At 26.7% G+C, this 21200-nt stretch carries 16 protein-coding genes and 1 riboswitch; of the genes, 15 read left to right on the top strand and 1 reads right to left on the bottom strand.

All coding sequences use genetic code 11. The features are described 5' to 3' along the window. Positions 1 to 44: 44 nt before the first annotated feature. Entirely contained in the window at positions 45 to 2426 is a 2382-nt protein-coding gene (locus tag NG918_RS00995) for a vWA domain-containing protein (protein WP_252224052.1), read from the top strand. A gap of 67 nt (positions 2427 to 2493) precedes the next feature. Here the strand turns inward: NG918_RS00995 and NG918_RS01000 are convergent, their stop codons facing one another. Beyond that, entirely contained in the window at positions 2494 to 3690 is a 1197-nt protein-coding gene (locus NG918_RS01000; RefSeq protein ID WP_252224054.1) for a pyridoxal phosphate-dependent aminotransferase, read from the bottom strand. Positions 3691 to 3918: 228 nt separating this feature from the next. Here NG918_RS01000 and NG918_RS01005 point away from each other — a divergent pair, with 228 nt between their 5' ends. The 14 genes from NG918_RS01005 (at position 3919) to NG918_RS01070 (ending at position 21162) form a co-directional block, all read left to right on the top strand. After that, positions 3919 to 5163: a methyl-accepting chemotaxis protein gene (locus tag NG918_RS01005; RefSeq protein ID WP_252211690.1), complete on the top strand. Its 1245-nt coding sequence runs from the start codon at positions 3919 to 3921 to the stop codon at positions 5161 to 5163. 297 nt (positions 5164 to 5460) lie between these two features. Next, positions 5461 to 6222, top strand: a complete 762-nt coding sequence (locus NG918_RS01010) for a peptidoglycan recognition protein family protein (protein WP_252224056.1) — start codon at positions 5461 to 5463, stop codon at positions 6220 to 6222. 924 nt (positions 6223 to 7146) lie between these two features. Then, on the top strand, positions 7147 to 7821 hold the full coding sequence (locus tag NG918_RS01015) for a hydrolase (protein ID WP_252211692.1): 675 nt from the start codon (positions 7147 to 7149) through the stop codon (positions 7819 to 7821). 235 nt (positions 7822 to 8056) lie between these two features. Beyond that, positions 8057 to 8225, top strand: a riboswitch (Lysine riboswitch). A 212-nt stretch (positions 8226 to 8437) separates the two neighbouring features. Next, complete coding sequence (gene lysA, locus NG918_RS01020) at positions 8438 to 9733, top strand: diaminopimelate decarboxylase (RefSeq protein ID WP_252211693.1); 1296 nt, start codon at positions 8438 to 8440, stop codon at positions 9731 to 9733. 325 nt (positions 9734 to 10058) lie between these two features. Continuing rightward, on the top strand, positions 10059 to 10577 hold the full coding sequence (lepB, locus tag NG918_RS01025) for a signal peptidase I (RefSeq protein WP_252211694.1): 519 nt from the start codon (positions 10059 to 10061) through the stop codon (positions 10575 to 10577). Between the two features lie 66 nt (positions 10578 to 10643). Further along, entirely contained in the window at positions 10644 to 11171 is a 528-nt protein-coding gene (gene lepB, locus NG918_RS01030) for a signal peptidase I (protein WP_252211695.1), read from the top strand. A gap of 134 nt (positions 11172 to 11305) precedes the next feature. Continuing rightward, the gene (locus NG918_RS01035; RefSeq protein ID WP_252211696.1) at positions 11306 to 11524 is read left to right on the top strand and encodes a DUF3006 domain-containing protein; all 219 of its coding nucleotides are present in this window, start codon (positions 11306 to 11308) and stop codon (positions 11522 to 11524) included. Positions 11525 to 11568: 44 nt separating this feature from the next. Next, a complete protein-coding gene (gene ftsH, locus NG918_RS01040) occupies positions 11569 to 13635 on the top strand; it encodes an ATP-dependent zinc metalloprotease FtsH (protein WP_252211697.1) in 2067 nt (688 codons plus the stop codon). Between the two features lie 163 nt (positions 13636 to 13798). Further along, positions 13799 to 15910 (top strand): HelD family protein, encoded by a 2112-nt coding sequence (locus NG918_RS01045; protein ID WP_252211698.1) that lies wholly within the window; start codon positions 13799 to 13801, stop codon positions 15908 to 15910. A gap of 389 nt (positions 15911 to 16299) precedes the next feature. Beyond that, positions 16300 to 17136 carry an ABC transporter substrate-binding protein gene (locus NG918_RS01050; RefSeq protein ID WP_252211699.1) on the top strand — a complete coding sequence of 279 codons (837 nt, stop codon included), beginning with the start codon at positions 16300 to 16302 and terminating at the stop codon, positions 17134 to 17136. Between the two features lie 69 nt (positions 17137 to 17205). Next, positions 17206 to 17865 (top strand): amino acid ABC transporter permease, encoded by a 660-nt coding sequence (locus NG918_RS01055; RefSeq protein ID WP_252211700.1) that lies wholly within the window; start codon positions 17206 to 17208, stop codon positions 17863 to 17865. Then, entirely contained in the window at positions 17852 to 18574 is a 723-nt protein-coding gene (locus NG918_RS01060) for an amino acid ABC transporter ATP-binding protein (RefSeq protein ID WP_252224059.1), read from the top strand. Before NG918_RS01055 ends, NG918_RS01060 begins: the two co-directional genes overlap by 14 nt. A gap of 298 nt (positions 18575 to 18872) precedes the next feature. Beyond that, on the top strand, positions 18873 to 20339 hold the full coding sequence (locus NG918_RS01065; RefSeq protein WP_252224061.1) for a methyl-accepting chemotaxis protein: 1467 nt from the start codon (positions 18873 to 18875) through the stop codon (positions 20337 to 20339). Between the two features lie 451 nt (positions 20340 to 20790). Continuing rightward, positions 20791 to 21162, top strand: coding sequence for a hypothetical protein (locus NG918_RS01070; RefSeq protein ID WP_252211703.1), 372 nt, complete (start codon positions 20791 to 20793; stop codon positions 21160 to 21162). Positions 21163 to 21200 lie beyond the last annotated feature (38 nt).

The following is a 21200-nucleotide window of genomic DNA, read 5'->3' on the forward strand; positions in this document are numbered from 1 at the left end:
TAAAACTTATATAACTTTTCACATAGTAGTATGGGGGAGATAGTGTGAGAAATATAATTAAAGGTGCATTTATAATGCATTATAAGAAGAGATGGGAGATTTATAGATCATTAAGTATATTTTTGCTAGTCACATTAATATCTACATTTGTGAATATGACATTAATTAATGTAAAAGCAGATAATAGTGTAGGAGATAAACCATCATTTGAAATTCAAATAGATGAAGCGAAACCTAATCCAGCTCTAGTAGGAGAAGATATCCTTATCAAAGGAAAGATAATACCCAAACCATTTGAAATGGAGATGGAAAGGCAAAAAAAGGAGATAGTTTTAGTTCTAGATACATCTGGTAGTATGGATGAAAAAGTAGGAAAAGTATGTACTAATAAAAGAGTACGATACAAAGTAGAAGGTCATTGGGAGTATAGAGGTATTTTTAAACAATGGGTAGACACTTATTATATAAATGATTATTGTGAAGAACATGGAAAAGTAGGACAACATTATGCGTCTTATTCTAAAAGCACCAAAATGGAAGAATTAAAAAAAGCTGCAAATAATTTTATTGATAAAATGAAGGATGTACCTGATTTAAAAATAGGTATAGTAAATTATTCAAGTGAAGCTACAATAAATCCATGTGGATATAATGGAGATAAAAATAGTAAAAGTGTTGAAGAGTATCTGTATCATACCATACCAAACTATAAATCTTTAGGAACTAAATTTTTAAATTCTAATGATAATACATTACACAGTATGATAAATGGATTAAAAGCTTTAGGTGGCACTAATACGGGGGAGGGTTTAAGAAAAGCTGAATATATATTAGAACAAGGTGATAAAGGAGATGTAAAAAAAACAATAGTGTTTATGTCAGATGGATTACCAACATACTATTCTGTTTTAGAAAGTAGTAATTGGTGGGGAAATAAATATTATTGGGACTATTATACATCGACAGATGATACATTTCCTAAATATGCTGGTACAGGAAATTCAGATGATCAAGGCTATTGCAAGAAATATGCAAAAAGGATTGGAGAAATAATTAAAAACAATAAGAGCAACGTATTTTCATTAGGATATGGATTAGGTGATAAAAATAGTGATGCTAATAAAATAATGAAAGAAATTCATGAGTCTATGGGAGGGACAGAAAAGGATTTTTTTGCTACAGATACAGGAGCAATAGATGAAATATTTAACCAAATAGCTGATAAAATAATAGAGAGTTATACTATTGATAATTTGGAAATGGATATGAACTTTAAATCAGAAGATAGCTTTACTTTAAGAGTTGGTGGAAATACAGTAAGACTTAATAATGTTATTTATAAAAAGGTATCTGAAAATAATGGGAAAATAAGATATGAAGCAGATGAAGTTCCATTTGAATTTGTTATTAAGGGAAGTAAGGTTGGAGAATATGAAAATTTGTTTAAAGATTCAAAAGGTAAATTTTCATGGAAAGGTAATGATATATCTATACCAATAACAACACCTGATAACTTTATAACTAAAATAAGAGCTAATGAATTACCATATATACAAGTGAAATTAATTAGTGAAGAAAATATAAACTCTAAAAATATAAATGAAGAAATAGAGGTTAAGTATGAAATAACTACTAAGCCATTTAAATATAATATAGATTCTTCTTTAACAGTTTCTGATGCACAATTAAACTTTGATTTGGGGAATAATTTTCAGTTAATAGAAGCTGGAAGTTTAGAAAAAATAAATGAAAATGAAAATAAATATAAAGTAAAATTAGATAAAATTCAGTATGAATTACAAAAAGAAGGTGAAAATCAGGGGGAATGGGTTCAAACAAAACCTATAGAAATTAAATTTAAAATAAAAAAATCACTAAATTCAGGTTATGGAAAATTAGAATTTGGTGAAGAAAAGAATAATACAATATTATATACTAATTTTAATGGAGAAAGTACTATAAATAGTATAAACACTCCTATTGTAAACTTTGAAGGTTCGGATTTAAGGCATGGCATATATAATGGATTAAATAATGATGGAACAGTAAACATAAATACTACTATAAAATCATATCCGAAGGAAGCTAGAATTAATTTTGGAGCTGATTTTAAATACAATGGTCAAAAGAAAGTTCAATTAAATGTTGATAAAAATATTTACATTGATGGACCAATTAAAATATACAAAATAGATGCAAATAAATTAAATTTATTATATAGTATTGAGACAATAGCAGAACAAAAAAATTATAATATTAATTTAAACAATCTTGGATTAAATAATGAAGATAAAGTTTTAATTTTATATAATGAGTGTGTTCCAAATATATTAGGAACGTTTATTAATACAATACAGGCAGATGAGGATCCTTCAGTAAGTGCTACTATTAATGTTATAGATAAAGAAATACCAGAATTATTCTGATATGGTGACAGTCACTTTTCATGCTGGTGACTGTCACCCATGTTCTGTGGTGACAGTCACCAAAGCACTAATGGTGACTGTCACCATATAGTGCCATTAATTTATCAAATGCAGGTAATGAGTTTTTGATTTTCTCATAAGATATGCAGTATGATAATCTTACATAACCTGGACATCCGAAGCTTGAACCAGGAACTAGTAATAAATTAAATTGCTTAGCATCCTCACAGAATTTTTTATCATCTTCAATTGGAGTTTTAGGGAATAAGTAGAATGCGCCTTGAGGTTTTAAGCATTCAAATCCTAAACTAGTTAAATGATTATATAAAAGATCTCTATTTCTCTTATAAATATTTACATCAACTTCAGCATCTAAAGATCTTGCAATAACTCTTTGGAATAATGAAGGTGCATTAACAAATCCAAGAATTCTATTTGCTATGTTTAATGAAGATTTTATGTCAGAGAAAGTATCTATATTATTATTTATAACAACATATCCAATACGTTCTCCTGGTAATGATAAAGATTTACTGTATGAATATCCAATAAATGAATTTTTATAATATTTCAATATACAAGGAACTTTAGCATTATCATAAATTATTTCTCTATATGGTTCATCTGAAATTAAGTAAATGTTAGTACCAAATTCTTTTTGTTTTTCTTCAAGTATAGAAGATAATTTCTTTAAAGCTTCATCTGAATATATAACACCAGTTGGATTATTAGGTGTATTTATTATTACAACTTTAGTTTTAGTTGTGATTTTTTCTCTTAGTGCATCCATATTAGGTTCAAATGTAGACGTATCTGGTTCAACAACAACTAATTTTCCATCATAGTTATTAGTGTAATGTCTATATTCACCAAAATATGGAGCAAAAGTAATAACTTCATCTCCAGGATTTAAAAGTGTTTTTAACATAATATTTAAGCCACCAGCAGCTCCACAAGTCATAACAATATTTTCATTAGAAAGATCTAATTTATATTTATTATTTAAAAATTTACTTATTTCATCTCTAACATCTTCATAACCTGAATTGTTCATATATCCATGAACAAGATTTGGAGATTCTTCACTTAATATCTCATTTATTATATTTTTTATATTTTCAGGAGGTTCAACATTTGGATTTCCAATACTATAGTCAAAGACATTTTCTTCGCCATAAATACTTGAAAGTCGTTTTCCCTCTTCAAACATAGCTCTTATAGCAGAATTATTTGCTACTAAGTTTTTCATTTTATCTGAAATCATTTTTTTCACTCCTTAAATAAATTACTCATAAAGATATTTTAACATAAATTTTGAAATAGTGTTTATTATTACTAAAAATGAGTGGAAAATTATATCTAAAATAATATAAAACTGTAATTAAATGGTTAATTATGAAATATATTAGATGATTATATAATTTAGGTAAATAAAATGTTATAATTAATTTATTTACAAAATTAATATATTTCTCAGGAGGTTTATTGTCAAATGATAAAAGATGTTAGTATAAAAATAAAAATTCTTATGCTGTATATACTTACCTTTGCAGTAGGAATAACTGTAGGAGTTATATTTTCTATTGATTTTAAAATGGAATTTATATTTTTAATTTTATCAATAATAATTATTGCATTTATTTTTATGATTTCAATTAATAGTATTATAAAACCATTAAATAAAATTAAGTCTTTAGCTCAAAGAATGGGAGAAGGAGATTTATCAACAGATATAGTTTTAGAAAGACATGATGAATTTGGACAAATAGTATTAGCTTTAAATAAAGCACAAGGAAATATTAGAAAAACAATTAAAGATACTATAAATAAGTCTTCAAATACTTCTGCTTTAAGTCAACAAATATCTGCATCTATTCAAGAATTAACATCGAATATGGAAAAGATGGATATGTCAACTACTAAAATAGTAAGTGGTATAGAAGATAATAGTAGTACTATTGAAGAATTATCTGCATCTATACAAGAAATTAATGCAAGCATGGAAGAATTAGCAGAAAAGGCACAGACATCAAATGAAAATTCAGAAAGAATAAAACAAAAAGCTGATGAAATAGAAGTTCATAGCAAGACTATAATTGAAGATGCAAAAAATGTATGCCTTGAAAAGGAAGAACGTATTTTAGAAGCAATTGAAGATGCTAAAGTTGTAGAAGAAATAAAAGTTATGGCTGATGCAATAAATGTAATAGCTAAACAAACTAATCTTTTAGCTTTAAATGCAGCAATTGAATCTGCTAGAGCTGGAGAAGCTGGAAAAGGATTTGCTGTAGTTGCAGAAGAAGTTAGAAAATTAGCAGAAGAATCTTCTAAAACAGTTATTACTATTCAAAGCACAATTGATAAAGTTGAAGATGCATTTAGCAATCTTTCAATTCATACTCAAGATATTTTACATTTTATAAAAAATGATATAAAAGATATACTTGTGAAATATGGAGCAGTAGGAAAGTCTTATGAAAAAGATGGATATTTTGTTAATGAGATGTCAACTCAATTATCATCAATGTCTCAAGAAATAGGGGCATCAATGGAGCAAATTAGTGCAGCTATTGAAAGTACAGCAAAGAATTCGGAAGTGACAACAGAGCACTCTCATAATATAAAAAATGGATTACATGAGACATCACAAGCTATGGATCAGGTTGCATCAGTAGTACAACAGGAAGCAGAACTTTCACAAGATTTAAGTGAATTAGTAAAAGAATTTAAATTATAATTAATTTTATACAATGCAAGTATAAATAAGTATGGATAAGTATTTTAATTATTATTATATTAGAATACTTATCCATATTTTTATTTTAGGATCTGTTTTAAATATGTGTTGATATATATATATAAGCAAAGTGGACGGAGTAAAATGCCACTTTACCTATTGCATATATCAACATTTTCTTAAAACAGAGCCGTGTTTTAAAATATTTATCTGTATTTATTAACCAATATTTGGAAAAATACTTAAAATGATTTATAATATATTATGTAACCTATGAGAAAGAGGGTTGGATATGTTATGACAAGTATAACCGAAAAAAATAAATATAAAAGTAAATATAGACTTAAGTATAGAAATAAATCACAAATAAAATACAAAATAAGTCCTAAGGAAATAGAGCTAAACATAAAAAAAGAAAGTTTTAAAAATAAGCTTGTATTATTATTAATAGGAATAGTTGTATTGTCACTTGTAACAGGCTATTTAGGGAAATGTAGATATATACGATTTTTAAATGATAATCCTTATTATGAAGGAAATAAAATTAGAATAAGTACTTTGCAAAGAAAATTACCTAGTCTAAAGAAAGAATTAGGTATAAGAGAAGTAGATTATAAATGGTCAGGAGATTTAGAGTATAATAATAAACCAATATTGCTTGTATTTCATCATGCAGCATCTAGTAATTTAACACCATACAAAATACATGAAATGCATGTAGGAAAAAATTGGTCTGGAATAGGATATCACTTTTATATAAGAAAAGATGGGACTATATATAGGGGGAGACCAGAAGAATCAATAGGAGCACATATAAAAGGGCAAAATAACAATACTCTTGGAATATGTATAGAAGGAAATTTAGAAGAAGAAGAACCAACGGAACAAGAAATTGAAGCATTAGAGAAGTTATCAACATATCTAATAATAAAATACAATATTTCTGGTGTTCAAGGACATGGAGATACGTATGATACTTTATGCCCAGGAGAAAATTTTCCTATGGAAAATGTAAAAGAAGCAATAACAAGTGAAATAAATGAGTTGTCTAATAGTTAAAATTTATAATATTAAAATGTTACCTGTAATCAAGGGATAGTTTTATATATTTGGCTATGTTTTAAAACAGTATTGATATTGTAGTATAAAGCTCATGGACAGAAGTTAAAAATGAAACTCGACTCATTTAGATTCGCTGAGTAAGTTCATGTTTCCAAATGTAAAATTTGGACATTCACTTAAAAACATAGCCATATATTTTTATCCTAAAAATGTCTTGTATAACTTTTATTTAACTAGTAAAACTATAATATGTAGAACTAAAATCAGCAAAATTAATTTAAAATATAACAAAAACTTTAAATTTTTTTAATGAACATAAGTCGAAAATATCTGTGTATAACTTTGTGGATTAAATATTTTAATGTACATAGGTGAAACGCTTATAAACCTAACCAAAACAGGGGTGTACACATTTTGTGGATTGAATAATTGCCTGTTGATAAATATGGGGATAAATAAAAGTAGACAAAATATAGGTACCTCAATATATAGCATGTACCAAATAAAATGTAACTATATATAGAAATGTGTAAAAATTAATACGATACCATATTATTAAAAGTTAGATGTAAGGATAAAAAATATGCATAATAAATATTTATTAACAATATTCACAAAACTGTGGATAAAACATGTGGATAATGTGCATAAGTTATTATAAATGCTGTGAATATTATATAAAACGTGTATAAAATTCAGAGATATAAACAAAAAATTATTAAATTTATTTAATTATTTAATTTAAGTAGTAAAAATATCTTTAAGAAATTACATGATAAAGAGTATAATATATTTAATAAAAAAGTTAATATAGGATTAGCTTAAAGTGGATTACTTTAATTTATATAAATTAATATATAGTATTTTTAAACTGTAATCTTATTTATAACTTTTGTAATTCTTAATAGAGGGGGAATAAAAATGGCATCAAAAGAGCCAAAGTTAGTTCCAGAGATAAAGGGGACATTAAGAAATCATGTAGTTGAAGTTCCTTCTGTAATTAGAGATTGTGGTGGAATTAAAATTTTTGGTAAAAGGATAAAATCATTATTATTTAGTACAGATGTTGCTGTAATTAGAAATACTAATGCAGATGCAATTATTGCTGTATATCCATTCACACCTCAGCCACTAATAACACAAGCACTTGTAATGGCAGCTGATGTACCAGTTTTTTGTGGAGTTGGTGGTGGTATAACTCAAGGAAAAAGGGTTATAAATTTAGCTATGGATGCAGAGTTTAAAGGTGCAATGGGTGTTGTAGTAAATGCACCTACTTCAAATGAAATAATAAGAAAAATAAGAGCTACTATTGATATACCTGTTGTAGTAACAGTTGTATCAGAAGATGAAAATATTACTGAAAGAATAGAGGCAGGCGCAACGATATTAAATGTCTCTGGAGGTAAAAATACAGCTCAAATAGTGAGAAACATAAGAAGCAGATATCCTGAATTTCCTATTATTGCAACTGGTGGACCAACAATTGCATCAATAAAGGAAACAATAGAAGCAGGGGCAAATGCTATAACTTATACTCCACCATCATCTGCAAGTATAATGGGAGATTTGATGGACAAATATAGGAACGAATAAAAAACTATGATTTGTAGTTAATGAGTTTAACAAATTATTTGATAATTATTACAAAATTTTTAATAAATTAATAAAGTTAAAAAATATAGGTTGAAAAGTATTGAAATAGATTAAATTTGTGATATGATATCTTTAACAAAAATAATAAAATTTAATATAATGAAATATAGAATAAGGTACATTTGAAAAATATACGACACACATTTGGTCTATTATTTTCTTTCATGTGCCTAAAACCTAGGGTAGAGGTGCTGTAATGATGAGTATTTATAAGGAGTCGGCAGATGATGATTTATAAAGAAAGGTGTTATAGCCGAAGAAATAATTTTTATGCAAATAATTATTTCTGGGTATGTATAAAATATGTACATAACTGTCACTAACTGTGGAGAGCTACAAGGTGAAATAGTTGCGATATAATTAGTAAAGTTAAATCAAAATTTATATTTTTAGATTTAGTTTGTATTAGTTATAATAATTATAGTATTAAAAAATACTATTTAATGATTTTAGCAATAAGCGATAAGCAACAAAAATCCTAATTAAGTAGACTCTACCTGTCGCAGATTAATATCTGTGACTTTTGTTTTTAGACAAATTTTTGGAGGGTAGAAAAATGAAATTATTTGGAAGTATGAAAATTGATAACAATGAATTAATAATTGGGGGAATTAAATCTACTGAGTTAGTAAAGGAATATGGTACACCATTATATGTTATGGATGAGGGTTTAATAAGACAAAACTGTAATGAGTATTATAAATATTTTAAGTGTGATAATTCGTCAAATAGAGTTGCATATGCAGGTAAAGCATTTCTAACTATTGAAATGTGTAAAATAATAAATGAAGAAAATTTATCACTAGATGTTGTATCTGGAGGAGAACTTTTTACAGCTCATAAAGCAGGTTTTCCTTTAGAAAAAGTAATATTTCATGGAAATAATAAAACATTAGACGAAATTGAACTAGGGGTTAAACTAGGAGTTGGAAGATTTGTTGTTGATAACTATTATGAAATGGAAGCTTTAAATAGAATTGCAGCAAGTTATAATAAAGTTCAAAAAATATTTTTGAGAATAACACCTGGAATAGAAGCGCATACTCATGAGTATATAAAAACAGGTCAAGTGGATTCTAAATTTGGATTTGCACCTGTTGCTAATATGATAGAAGATGCTATAGAAAAATCAATAGGGCTTACTAATATTGAACTATCAGGACTACATTGTCATATAGGATCTCAAATATTTGAGATTAAACCATATGAGGATGCAGTAGAAATTATGCTAGGTTTAATAAAAAAAATTCAACAAAATACAGGTTATTTAATAAAAGAACTAGATTTAGGTGGTGGATTTGGTATATACTATAATACAGGAGATAAACCAAAAACAACTGAGGAGTATTGTAAAGCAATATTGAACAAGGTTGATGAGGTTTGTTCTAGAACAGGTCAATCAAAGCCATCGTTAATAATAGAACCAGGTAGAAGTATCGTTGGAAATTCAGGTATAACTTTATACACTGTAGGAGCAATAAAAAATATTCCTGGAGTGAGAAAGTATATATCAGTAGATGGTGGTATGTCAGATAATATAAGACCGGCTTTATATCACGCTGAATATGAATGTATGTTAGCAAATAAAGTTGAGAAAGACCTAAAAGAGAAGGTAACTATTTGTGGTAAATGTTGTGAATCAGGAGATATATTATTAAATGATATTAATATTTCAGCACCACAGTCAAATGATATTTTAGCAGTTATGACAACAGGTGCATATGGATATTCAATGTCTAATAATTATAATAAGATTCCAAGACCACCAGTAATAATGGTAAAAGATAATAAAGAAAGACTTATATGTAGAAGAGAAACCTATGAAGATCTTATACAAAATGAAGTTATTTAATAATTATCTTTTAATAAATTAGCTTTTTATTAATATTCTTTCCCAAGATAATATATATATCTTAGTGTGTATCAAATTGATTTATTAATTTTGATACACATTTTTTATTTTACAAGGAATTTTTCTGCTATCAACATGCTGTTAGCCTTATTTTAAAGTAATAAATTTGTTATAAATCCTTAATGCTTCAATATAATACTTTATGTTATACTATTAAGATAAAATAATTCTAACATTACATAGTGTATTTATAAAAATAATGTAGTTAGTTTATATTTCAAAAAGTATAGTAGTATATATGGAATTTCAGAAAGGTGGAATTTATATGGAAGATAGTAGTAAAAATAGTTTTTTTAAAGAATGGGGTTTAACAATTATAAGTGCCGTAGTAATAGGATTATTAGTATGGAAATTTTTAATTTATACTGTATGGATTACAAGTGGATCAATGATACCAACCTTAGAAGTTAAGGATAGACTTGTTGCAACAAGAGTTCATAATCCTGAAAATCTAAAGAGAGGCGATATTGTTATATTTGATTCTGATGAGCTTAAAGAGATTCTTATAAAAAGACTTATAGGGCTTCCAGGAGATCATATAGAAATAAAAAATGGAATAGTAAGCGTAAATGGAGAACAATTAGCAGAAGATTATGTTAAGAATAATGAAGACTATGATAGAATATTTGATGTTCCAGAAGGAGAATATTTCTTTTTAGGAGATAATAGAGCAAATTCAGATGATTCTAGATACTGGAAAAATCCGTATATAAAAAGCGAAAAAATACAAGGAAAAGCTAAAGTAAAAATATATCCTATAAGTGACTTCAAAGTGTATAAATAGTTGATAAATTGCTAATTAATTATAAAGGGACTTTAATTATTGGGGTTCTTAAAGGAGAATGGGTTTATGGAAAAAAGTAATAAGATAAAAAAAGAAAATTTTTTTACTGAATGGATAGTGCCTATATTTGCAGCAGTGGTGATAGCATTTTTGGTGAATAAATTTTTAGTTTATAATGTATATATTCCAAGTGAATCAATGGTTCCAACATTAAATATAGGAGATAAATTATTTGTAACTAAAATTTACAATTTAGATAAGATAGAACATGAAAATATAGTTGTATTTTATTCAGATGAACTTCAACAGACACTAATAAAAAGAGTTATAGGACTTCCAGGAGATCATATAGAGATAAAGGATGGAATCGTAAGTGTGAATGGAGAAAAACTAGTTGAAAATTACGTGAAAAATAATGAGGACTATGATGGTACATTTGATGTTCCTGAAGGAAAATACTTCTTTTTAGGAGATAATAGAGCAAGATCAAATGATGCTAGAAGATGGATTAATCCGTACATAGATGGAGAGGATATAAAAGGAAAGGCACAGGTTAAGATTTGGCCTTTTAAAGACTTTGGTCGCTTGAATTAATAGTACTTATTTTATAATAATATGATATACTAGTTGTTAAGATGTTTTATTTAGATTAAGGCTAAATTTCGAGTTATATTTTATATAAAAAATAACTTAAAATATAGTGAAAATAAAGAGAGGGTATTTATAATATGGGGAATAAATATATAGTTGATAGAATTGAAGAAAACCATGTCATACTTGAATCGTTCAATGGAGATATGCTAGAAACTACGATTTCCAAGACTAAAGGTGACATAAAAGATGGAGATATTTTGATTAAAAACGGAGATATATTTATTATAGATGTTGAAGAAACATTAAAAAGAAAAGAAGCAATAAACAATATGATGAAAAATATGTGGAAATAAGGTTTTTTAGATATTTTCGCAAATTATAAGGAAAGGATGATACTATGCAAGGTAACAATAAAAAGAAGAAAAATGGATATATTACAATGGTAATATATTTTTTACTAGTTTTTATGTTTATAAGTACTGCAAACTATATTAGAGAAGCAGCAACTACAAAACAAATATCATATGATGAATTTTATGAAATGATAGATCAAAATAAAATATCACAGGTAGTTATAACAGGAGAAAATTTAATAATTACACCAGCAGATAGTAGTGAATTTAAAGGAAAGACTTTATATACAGCTAATATTAAGGATGAAAATTTAATAAATAAATTAAGAAATTCAAATCCTAAAATAAAATTTACAGGTAAAAATCCAAAACAAAGTCCTATTATGGATTTTGCAATTAGTTGGATTTTACCAATGTTATTGTTTTTCGTTATGTGGAAATTCTTATTCTCTAGAATGGGAGGCGGCGGCATGGGCGGCGGCGGCGGAATCATGGGAATTGGAAAAAGTAATGCTAAAGTTTATGTAGAAAATGAAATTGGAGTAACATTTGATGATGTTGCAGGTCAAGAAGAAGCTAAAGAGTCATTAAAAGAAGTAATAGACTTCTTAAATTGTCCTAAAAGATATACAGAAATAGGTGCTAAATTACCTAAAGGAGCTTTACTTGTAGGACCTCCAGGAACAGGTAAAACACTTATTGCCAAGGCAGTAGCTGGAGAAGCTAAAGTACCATTTTTCTCACTTTCAGGTTCAAGTTTTGTTGAAATGTTTGTTGGAGTTGGAGCTTCAAGAGTTAGAGAATTATTTAAAGAAGCAGTAACTAAAGCACCATGTATAATATTTATAGATGAAATAGATGCTATTGGTAAAAGCAGAGATAATCAAATGCAAAGCAATGATGAAAGAGAACAAACATTAAATCAATTACTTTCTGAAATGGATGGATTTGATTCGTCAAAGGGAATAGTTATACTTGCAGCTACTAATAGACCAGAAATATTAGATAAAGCTCTTTTAAGACCAGGTAGATTTGATAGAAGAGTAATAGTTGATAGACCTGACTTTAAAGGTAGAGAAGCTATTCTTAGAGTTCATGCTAAGAATGTTAACTTAGGAGATGATGTTGATCTTGATGAGATAGCAAAGGGAACTCCAGGTGCTGTAGGAGCAGATCTTGCAAATATTGTTAATGAAGCAGCTTTAAGAGCTGTAAAAAATAGAAGAAAACTTGTACTTCAAGAAGATTTAAGAGATGCAGTAGAAGTTATAATTGCAGGTAAAGAAAAGAAAGATAGAATATTATCTAAAAAAGAAAAGGAATTAGTAGCATTCCATGAAGTAGGTCATGCACTTGTGGCAGCATTACTAGAAGGCTCTGATCCTGTTCATAAAATAACAATAGTTCCTAGAACAATGGGAGCATTAGGTTATACGATGCAACTTCCAGAAGAAGAAAAATATCTTATATCTAAAGAAGATTTAATGAACCAAATTACAGTTATGTTAGGTGGTAGATCTGCTGAAGAAGAAGTATTTAATGTTGTCTCAACAGGTGCTTCAAATGACATTGAAAGAGCAACTCAATCAGCTAGAAGTATGGTTTCAGTATATGGTATGAGTGATAGATTTGATATGATGGCACTTGAATCAGTACAGAATAGATATTTAGATGGAAGAGCAGTTAGACATTGCAGTGAACAAACATCAACAATGTTAGATGAAGAAACATTAAAGATAATAAGAGAAGCTCATGAAAAAGCTAGAAAAATACTTAGGGATAATAGAGATTTATTAGATAAAATTTCAAATATATTATTAGATAAAGAAACTCTTTTTGGTGAAGAATTCATGGAAATGGTTTATGAGAAATATCCCGAAATGAAAGAAAAGAAAGAAAAACAATTAAAAGAAAAAGAGTTAAAAGATAAAGAACAAAAGGAAAAGCAAAAAAAGAAACAAGAAGAGTTTGAGAGAATAAGAAAAGAAAATGAAGAAAAAGAAAAATCAGAGTTTTTTAAAAAAGTTGGAATAAATGTAAACAAAAAAATTGATGATTCAACTAAAATTGAAGATACTTTAACTAAGGAGATATCTGAGGATACAAAGTAATCAGAAGATGAAAAATAATATCTTTAAACATAATTAAAATAAAAACTCTAGTGTTTAATAGTAAGGTTTAGATTGATTTAGCTTAAAAAATAAGTTGAATTATCTGAACCTTATGTTTTCAAATCAAGAAAATTTACTTTAAGAAGCAAGGGGGACAATTAATTTGAATCAAAATTTAGAATTTTTAATGGAACAAAATAAGTTAGAAGAAGTTGAAAAAATTTTAAGCGGTGAAATACTTAATTATCTGCAAAAAAGAAAAGATATAACTAATCAAATTCTGCAATCAAGAAAAAAATTTATTGAAGAATATAAAGATGATGAAGATCAAGTTATAGATTACTTTGACCATGAAAATTACGTAAAAGAAGAAGCTTATAAGACAATAGATAAAAGATTAAAAGAATTTACTAGTTTAAAGGAAGTACCTTATTTTGGTAAAGTGACTTTTATGGAAGACGGAAATTTACCAGAAGAACTTTATATAGGTAGATATGGTTTAACTGTAGAAAAAACTTATGAATCTGTAGTTGTGGACTGGAGAGCTCCTATTGCATCATTATTTTATAAAGGTATATTAGGAAAGTCTAGTTATATGTGTCCAACAGGAGAAATTGATACAGATATACTTTCTAGAAGACAAATAATAATAAAAAAAGGTGAACTTAAAGGTATATTTGATTCAGAAGTAGATGTTAAAGATGAAATACTTCAAATGGTTCTTACTGAAAATTCATCTGATAAACTCAAAGATATAGTAATGTCGATACAATCTGAGCAAGATGAAATAATAAGAAGTGATAAGAATAAAGTTGTAGTTGTAAACGGAGTTGCAGGTTCAGGAAAAACAACTATTGCATTACATAGAATATCTTATCTTCTTTATAATTATAGAAAACAATTTGGAAATAAGGTTCTTATTTTTGGACCAAATGATATATTTATGGATTACATAGCTCAAGTTCTTCCTTCATTAGGTGAAGAGGGAATAAAACAAATGACATTTGAAAACTTTGCTATAAAAGAATTAGGAATAGATGATTTATATATAAAAAGTTTTAGTAGATATATAGAAGAAGCTATGAGTGGAAATAAAACAGCTCTTGAAGAATACCAATATAAAAGTTCTAAAAAATTCTTAGATTTATTAAATCATGAAATAAAAAAATTAAGCCAAAATTACTTTGATATTAAACCAATAATTTTTAATGGCGAAGAAATAGTAGGAATTAAAGAGATTAAAGAGCTATTTGATATACATTATAAATATATGCCACTATTTAGAAGAAGTGAAAAAATAAAAAGAGTACTTATATCTAAAATAAAAGATAAAAGAGATGCAGAAGTATATAAATTAAATCAGGAAATGAAAGAAAAAATAGCTTCTTTATCAAGTGATGATTTAGAAATAGAAAAGAATAACTTAGAATATTTAAAGAGAATGAAAATTAGAGAAATTGTAAGAAATGTAATTAATTCAAGAAAAGAATTGGATTCTTGGATAAGTCATGAAGATATAATAAATATTTATAAAAATATAACAGATACTGAGCAACTTGGATACATGGACTTAAGTGGAATATTATATTTAATGATTAAATTAGATGGAAAAAGAATGAAAGAAGAAATTAAACATATCGTAATAGATGAAGCTCAAGATTATAGTGTTATACAATTTGAAGTGATAAAAGGGCTTACAGGATGCAAAAGTTATACAATAGTTGGAGATTCTAATCAAAGATTAATAAATAATAATGAAGAACCAGCTATGTTAAATTTACAACCTTTATTTAATGAGGAAAAGATGCATGTACAAGTGCAAGAGTATGCATTAAATAAGAGTTATAGATCTACTCAAGAAATAATGGAATATGCAACTAAGTTTTTGGATGATAATAGAATAATTCCATTAGTTAGACATGGGGAAAAAGTAATAGAAGAAGAGGTATCTTCAGATGATGAATTTGTAGAAACTATTCTTTCAATAATTGAAGATTATGAAGAAGATGGTCTTGAAAATATAGCTATTATATTTAATGGAAATAAGGATCTTGCTAAGTTTTCTCATATTATTAAAGAAAAGATTAGTATTCAAAGCTTTGATAGAGAAGATATACTTTATAAAGGTGGAAAAGTGTTAATTCCAGCATATTTAGCAAAAGGATTAGAATTTGATGGCGTTATAGTAATAGAAAATCATGAAATTGATCCATTAGTAAAATATATTATGTGTACAAGAGCACTTCATAGACTTTCATTTATTAAGAAAAAATAAAACATTAAACAAATTATAGCAGCTACTTTAATTTTAGTAGCTGCTATTAAGCATGTTTGGCCAAGTTGGTGACAGTCACCATTTATGCAAGGGGGATAAGTTGGTGACAGTCACTATTTATGCAGAAAATAAGAATAAAAATACATAATAAATAATTTAAAGATAGAGGTATAGACTAAAATGTTAATTTATACCTCTTTATTTTTGCGTATTATCAAAGAAAAACAAGATTTAATAGTATATTAAAAATAATTATTTAATTAATATAAATAAAAATTAAATAATTATGCATTTGCTATTGCATAAATATAAATGTATGGTGTATAATTATACCACGAAGTAAATAAAAGCAAATAAATTTTTAAGTAAGTAATTAGGGGGCGTTAGTAATGAATAAAGGTTTATTAAAAAAATTAGGATTAGTTGTGGCAATCGGAGCAATGGCAATAAGTATAATTGGATGTTCAGGAAACAAAAATGCAGAAGGAAGTAAAGGTTCAAAAGAATCAGCATCAGTGCTTGAATCAATAAAACAAAAAGGTAAGCTTGTAGTTGGAACAAGTGCAGATTATCCACCATATGAATTTCATAAAGAAATAGATGGAAAAGATCAAATTGTAGGATTTGATATTAGTATGGCAAAATCATTAGCTGAAGATTTAGGCGTAGAATTACAAATAAATGATATGGATTTTGATGGATTACTTATAGCTCTTCAAGCAGGGAAGGTGGATATGGTATTTGCAGGTATGACACCAACTGATGAAAGAAAGGAAAATGCTGATTTTTCAGATATATATTATACAGCAAAACATGGATTTATAGTTAGAAAAGGTGAAGAAGGAAATATAAAATCACTTGATGATTTAAAAAATAAAAAGATTGGTGTACAAAAAGGATCAATCCAAGAACGTCTAGCTAACGACAAAATTCCAGATGCTGAAAAGAAAGCATTAGGAAAAGTTACTGATTTAGTATTAGATTTAAAAAATAATAAAGTAGATGCAATATTAGTAGAATTACCAGTAGCAGAGTTTAATTGTGAAAAGAATTCAGATATAGCTTTAACAGATGTTATATTAGAAGATTCAGAAGGTGGATCAGCAATAGCAATGAATAAGGGTTCAGATGATTTAAAGAGTGAAATAAATAAAACAATACAAAAATTAAAAGACGAAGGTAAAATAGATCAATTTGTAATAGAAGCAAATGATATGGTGGAATAAATTGATTACCCCTGGGGTCCAATANNATTTATTGGACCCCAGGGGTGGAAATAGAGGGGAGGAGAAATTTTGAATTTTACATTTTTAGAAAAATACTATGGATACTTTTTAAGTGGAGCAGAAATTACAATAGTATTAGCATTCTTTGCAGTACTTTTTGGAACGATTATGGGGCTTGGTTTAACTCTTTTAAGACGTTCAAAATTTAAGATATTAAGAATGATAGGTACAGTTTATGTAGAATTTGTTAGAGGAACTCCTCTTCTAGTTCAAATATACATAATCTATATTGGATTACCTAAATTATTAGGAATAGATTTATCTGATATAACGACAGGAGCAATAGCATTAGCGCTTAATTCTTCAGCATATGTTTCTGAAATAATTAGAGCTGGTATTGAAGCAGTTGATAAGGGGCAAATGGAGGCAGCGAGAAGTTTAGGCATGAATCAAAAAACAGCTATGTTTAATATAATAATACCTCAAGCATTTAAGAATATATTACCTGCTTTAGGAAATGAATTTATATCAGTAATTAAGGAATCTTCAATGGTTTCTGTAATTGGTGTAGCTGAACTTATGTATAATGCAAATACTGTAAAAGGAAATACTGCATTAGGATTAGAACCTGTCATAGTGGCAGCAGTTGTATATTTTATAATTACATTTACGCTAACAAGAGCATTAGGATATGTAGAAAGGAGAATGAAGGTAAGTGATATACGTTAAAGATTTACACAAAAGTTTTGGAAAACATGAAGTTCTTAAAGGAATAGATTGTCATATAAAAAAAGGTGAAGTTGTTGTTGTAATTGGACCTTCAGGCTCTGGAAAAAGTACATTTTTAAGATGTCTTAATTTATTAGAAGATCCAAGCTCTGGAGTAGTTGAGTTTGAAGGAAAAGATATAACATCAAAAGCTGTGGATATAAATAAGATGAGAGAAAAAATGGGTATGGTTTTTCAACAATTTAATTTATTTCCACATAAGACAGTATTGAATAATATAACATTATCTCCTATGAAGGTAAAAAAATTATCAAAGCAAAAAGCAGAAAGTAAAGCAGTAGATTTATTAGATAAAGTAGGGCTTAAAGATAAAGCAAATGAATATCCAGCATCATTATCTGGTGGACAAAAACAAAGAATAGCAATAGCAAGAGCATTAGCTATGGAACCAGATGTTATGCTATTTGATGAACCAACATCAGCATTAGATCCAGAAATGGTAGGAGAAGTTTTAAGTGTTATGAAAAATCTTGCTTCAGAAGGTATGACTATGGTAGTTGTAACTCATGAAATGGGATTTGCAAGAGAAGTTGGAGATAGAATACTTTTTATGGATGACGGAAATATAGTAGAAGAAGGTACTCCAGAAGAAGTGTTTAAGAATGCTAAAAGTCCAAGAACAATAGATTTTTTATCTAAAGTACTTTAAGTTTTTCAAATGGGACAATAAATAAGCTAATAAATAATAAGTAGAAAAATACTTGTTGTTTATTGGCTTTTTTATTTTAGTAAGATTAATACTATTTTGTATATTATGTAACTTTATGTATAATTTTATGCAAATAAAATATAATTAAATGTAAAATCATATACAAATATAATAAAATATGTTAATATTATACACGTAGGAAATACTATTTAAATGCATAAAAACAAAATTTATTCATAAGTTTACAAAATTGTGTCTTAAAATATAAGGATATAATTCTACATAGGGGGAAGAATGAATGGATAACAAAAAAATTATAGACATGAAAAATAAAATTTTGCTTGTACTATTTTTAAGTTCAGTATTATTAAGAGGTATTTTTGATTATTATTTAAAAGCACCTATAATAGCAGTTGTAGGAATAATAGGTTCAGGTATAGTATTAAGCATTATACAATTTATTTTAATAAAGAAAAAATGTATTAATATATCAATGTATTTCATGGTATTTTCAATATCTACAATTGGTGTAATATTAATGAGCACGTCACCAACAATATCTAATTTTATGATATTTTATTCAGCAATTTTTTTAATTATATTATATCAAGAGACAATTCCAATAGTTCTTCAATGTATATCTAGTGCTGTTTGTATGAGCTATTTTTTTATGAAAAACAAAGAAACAATGTTTTCAAACATAGGATATGATCAATTAATATTTTTACTTTTATATATTGGAAGTGGATTAGTTATATGCACATTATTATGTATAATAACAAAACGTACTTACATTATATTAGAAGAGAAAATTAAAGAAAGTAATGAATCAAAATCTAAGACAGAGCTTTTATTAGGTAAGCTTAGTGAAACAATAGAATCTTTAAATGAAGCAAGTTCTACCATTAGTGAGGGTATTAATACAACTGCAGGAGTATCAGAACAAATATCAGTGGCCTCAAATGAAGTTGCAAATAAAGCAACAAGAGAAGTTGAAACTATGAATAATATCCAATCATTTATGCAACTTGGAGAGCAAGGGTTAGGAGAAGTAACAAATGCAGTGGAAATTATGTCGGAATTATCATCTTCTACAAAAGATGTTGTTTTAGAGGGAGCTAGTAAAGTTGAGGATTTATCAAGTGAAATGATTAAAGTAAAAGATAATATTATAAGCACTGTAACATTAATTAATAATTTAAATGAAGAAAATTCAAAGATAGTAAAAATTATAGATACTGTAAGTGAAATAGCAGGACAAACAAATCTTTTAGCACTTAATGCATCGATAGAAGCAGCAAGAGCTGGAGAACATGGTAAAGGATTTGCAGTTGTTGCAGATGAAGTAAAAAAACTAGCAGAAAACTCTAAAGAATCAACAAACCAAATAATATCTATATTAAATAGTATATCTGAAAGAACTAATGCTGTATCAGATGAAATAGTAAAAGAAAAGAAATCAATAGAAGTGTGCAATGAACATACAAATACAGTAAAAGATTTATTTAAAAATATAAATAATAATACAGGAAATGTATTAAATCATTCAGATAATGTAAATCAACAAATTAAAGGATTAGTTACTGTATTTTCAAAAACGGTAACAGAAGTGGATAATATAAGTGAAAATGTTGAAACTACAGCATCAGCTATGGAAGAAATATCAGCTAATATTAATGAACTTAACAATAATATAGATGGGATATCTAATGCATATAAGAATATAGATGAATTAAGTACTAAACTTAGTGAAATTCAGAGTTAAAGTTAGTATTGATTTTAGAGTGTAAATTAAATACCATATGTTAAAACGATTCAATCACTAACATATGGTATTTTTATTTTATATATATTAATAAAATCCTCCTTTGAAATATATTTTGTAATTTATTTCCTTGAAAAATTATACATATTAATAATGAAATTATAAACATATTAAAATAACAAAATTTTTGAACATAAATTTTTATTATAAAATAAAATCCAAAGTATAATTTATATGTGGAAAATTAAAAAAAGATGGAAAATTATAAGAAAATATGTTATTATTTCTTTAAAAGTAAATTATTAATATGGTATATGTAGTGAAAGTTAGTGAAAAGATTTAATTTGATTAAATAAAAATAAAAAATGGAACATAATAAAAGTTTATTTTTTTGTCAACTTAAAAGTAATTAACAACAAAAAATTTATCTTTAATTTAATAGGGGGAAATTATGAAACTAGAAAAAATAAATCTATTATGTAAATACACTATGAGAGTAGAAGATGATAAATTTATAATCAAGGGAGAAGGATTATTTTCTAAAAGTGATGCAGAAGAGTATCTGGAACTTTTTAAAAAGACTATTAAATCAATGGACATAAGTAATTTAATATTAGTTATAGATAATAGGGAATTTAGAATGAGTTTTCCTGATACTAAATTATTTTATGAAAAAGTATGTAATGCATATATAAGTTGTGATTTTAAAGATAAATATATAGTTATGCCAGAAAATGATATAGCTAATATTCAAATAAAGAAAAATGCTAATAAAGTATTTGATTACATGAAAGTTATTTCAGATATAAATTTTATAAAATAAAACTTAAAAATACTATAGGTCATATTTTTACTAGAAAT

It is taken from the genome of Clostridium sp. ZBS2 (assembly GCF_023845855.1).
In the GTDB taxonomy this organism is placed as follows: Bacteria; Bacillota; Clostridia; order Clostridiales; family Clostridiaceae; genus Clostridium; species Clostridium aquiflavi.